Genomic DNA, 2,498 nt, shown 5'->3' on the forward strand with positions numbered 1-2,498 from the left:
GTACACGGTCCAGCTCCTCACCCGTATGCAGGAGCGGGGCCTGGTGGACCGGCTGAAGTTCGGGACGTACGGGATCACGGCCGCCGGGCGCGCGGCCGAGCCGGTGCACCGGGCCCTCGCCGCCTGGCACCGCCAGAACCTCACGGCGGTCACCGCCGACGCGGAACGGGCCGAGGACGTCCTCGCCCGGCTCCGCCCCACCGGGACCGCCACCACCCTCAGCGTCCTGGACCGGTACGGGCCGCTCACCCCCTCCGAGGTCTCCCGGGAGACCGGCCTGCACCCCAGCTCCTGTCGAGCACGACTGACGCGCATGGCCCAGGACGGTCTGGTCCTGCGCCACGCCATCGCTACCGGCACCGGGCCAGGCGGCCTGTTCGAACTTGCGCCGGCTGCCGAAGGGCTCGGCGACATTTATGCGGCCCTGGCCTCCTGGACGCCCGGGGCCGAGCCGCCGGCTGCCGCAACCCGGCCGCCGGTGGTGATCCGGGCGCAGGCCGCGAACAACGAGTGGGCGGCCGTCGCAATCCAGCGGGCCCCCTCCGTGACGGCGGCCCCAGGGCTGTTCTCGCACCCGCCGACGGCCCAGCCGCCGGTGCCGGCTCCCGTCACCGCGATCTCCCGCCCGCCCCGCACCCGCTGACACCCCACCCCGAGGAACGGAGCCCCCCGCCATGCCCCCTGCTGAAGAGATCGACGGGGACGTCTTCGTCTCCCCGGTGTACCTCGCCGGTTCCACCTACACCGGCGATCCGGCCCTGCGGCCCCTGCTCGACGCCGGGTTCCACCGCCTGGACGACGACCTGGGCAACATCTACCTCTCCTCGCCCGACCAGCGGATACGCGTCGGGTGGCTGCCCGAGGGCGAGGACGACGCCCTGTGGCGGATCACCGGCCACGAGCAGCCGTTCGCCCCGCCCCGGTGGCTGGCCACCTTCGACCACTACACCCCGGTCGAGATCGTCGCCGCGTTCACCACCGCCCTCGCCGAAGACCAAACCCACGGCAACAACACCTCCGGCCACGGCCGCCTCGGCACCTCGAAGGTGGAGACCTTCATCCCTCTGAGCGAGGCGGGCTGGCGCTTCAGCCACGGGCCCTATGCCTCCTCCATCCAGCCGCCGGACCGGCTCGCCCTGGTCACCTACATCACCAAGCGGCTGAACCACCACGAGGAGATCAGCGACCAGCGATCGAAGTGGACCGTCAGCGGCGGCACCTCCGGCTACTCCTCCGAGTGGCTCGGCACCTTCACCACCCACACCCCGGCCCACCTGGTCGCGGCGACCATGAACCGGCTCGCCGACCCCGCCCCCGTCGCCCGCTACGACCGGCACCTGCCCGAGCGCAACCGAGCCGCGTCCCGCATCACGCCGGTCAAGCCGCCGGTCCCCAGCCCTCTCGACATCCAGCGCGCGGCGGTCGCCCGGTCCCGGTCCACGGTGGCCCGGACCGTGATCCCCTCACCGGCCCTCGTGTACCGGACGACGACCGCGCTCCCGGCCACCGCACCGGCCCGCCGCCACTGACCCCGGGACCCGACCATGGACACCCCTCCGACCGGACGCCCGCCGATCCCGTACCAGCCGGTGGCCTGGGCGACCGACCCCGAGCTGACCAAACGCCTGCGCCGCGCGACCCAGACCCTCCTGGACTCCCTGCCCACGGTCATGGAGGACGGCCTGGGCTTCTCCGACGCGCTCCACGGCGGTGCCCAGCACGTCTGCGACGCGGCCGAACTCGACTACGCGTGGGCCCCGATGATCGAGGCCGAAGCCGTCCGCGCCGTGACCGACGCCTTCGGCAATCCCAGTCCGGCCCTGTTCACCCCCGGCCTGTCCCGGATCGTCCAGCGCATCGACGCGCTACCGCTCGACGAGCAGCAAGGGCTCGTCCAGCGTGCCGCCGACCGCTACGTCCGCGCCCTCGTCCGGCTCCTGCCCCGCAGCACGGCGGCGCGGGCCGTCTCCCCGGCCCGAGGCGTGTCAGCGCCCCGTCAGAGGGGCGGGCCCGGTGCCGTCCCGGACCAGTCCAACGTTCTCCCGTTCACGCCCCGCACCCCAAACCCGTCCCGCCCGCCCGGCCGCTGACCGAGGTGCTCCCGTCACCCGGAAACGACGGACCGGGGCCTGTTGGACTCGCCCCCGGGGCGTACGAGGGCGGTCAGTTCGTCCACGGTGAGTTCGATCCGGCGGCCGTCCGCCATCCGGGCCCGCGCCTGCGATGCCGCCTGGGCGTCGTCGGCCAGCTCGGCGTACTCCCGGGCCTCGTCTCTGTTCACGGACTCCCCTGCCCCTTGTTCCGTTCGCGGTACGGCCAGAACAGCTCCGCCGGCGGGCGATTCATTCCGCCCGCCGACTCTCCCGGGGCGGGATTCGCCCACGGCAGACACACACCGGCCCGCACGGACTGGAGACCTGCTCCGGACCCATGTTCAAGTACGGGTGTCAGGAAAAACCGCAGGTCAACGAAGGGATACCCGTACCCGTGACGCACTC

Annotated in this window: 4 protein-coding genes; 3 read left to right on the top strand and 1 reads right to left on the bottom strand. The window is 73.3% G+C overall.

What is annotated here, in order from left to right; genetic code table 11:
• The 3 genes from FF041_RS36010 to FF041_RS36020 all read left to right on the top strand — a co-directional run.
• On the top strand, positions 1 to 643 hold a 643-nt coding region (locus tag FF041_RS36010; RefSeq protein WP_194292330.1), incomplete at its 5' end, for a winged helix-turn-helix transcriptional regulator.
• A gap of 31 nt (positions 644 to 674) precedes the next feature.
• On the top strand, positions 675 to 1,529 hold the full coding sequence (locus tag FF041_RS36015) for a DUF317 domain-containing protein (RefSeq protein ID WP_153526767.1): 855 nt from the start codon (positions 675 to 677) through the stop codon (positions 1,527 to 1,529).
• 15 nt (positions 1,530 to 1,544) lie between these two features.
• On the top strand, positions 1,545 to 2,090 hold the full coding sequence (locus tag FF041_RS36020) for a hypothetical protein (RefSeq protein WP_153526769.1): 546 nt from the start codon (positions 1,545 to 1,547) through the stop codon (positions 2,088 to 2,090).
• 14 nt (positions 2,091 to 2,104) lie between these two features.
• On the opposite strand, the gene FF041_RS36025 is transcribed toward FF041_RS36020, so the two are convergent.
• Complete coding sequence (locus tag FF041_RS36025; protein ID WP_228388886.1) at positions 2,105 to 2,281, bottom strand: hypothetical protein; 177 nt, start codon at positions 2,279 to 2,281, stop codon at positions 2,105 to 2,107.
• Between the last annotated feature and the right edge of the window lie 217 nt (positions 2,282 to 2,498).

This window comes from Streptomyces jumonjinensis, from assembly GCF_009600885.1.
GTDB classification, from domain to species: Bacteria; Actinomycetota; Actinomycetes; order Streptomycetales; family Streptomycetaceae; genus Streptomyces; species Streptomyces jumonjinensis.

Excerpts from the sequence above, each read along its gene's own strand:
- FF041_RS36015 (WP_153526767.1), top strand. The coding sequence starts at position 675 with ATGCCCCCTGCTGAAGAGATCGACGGGGACGTCTTCGTCTCCCCGGTG.
- FF041_RS36020 (WP_153526769.1), top strand. The coding sequence starts at position 1,545 with ATGGACACCCCTCCGACCGGACGCCCGCCGATCCCGTACCAGCCGGTG.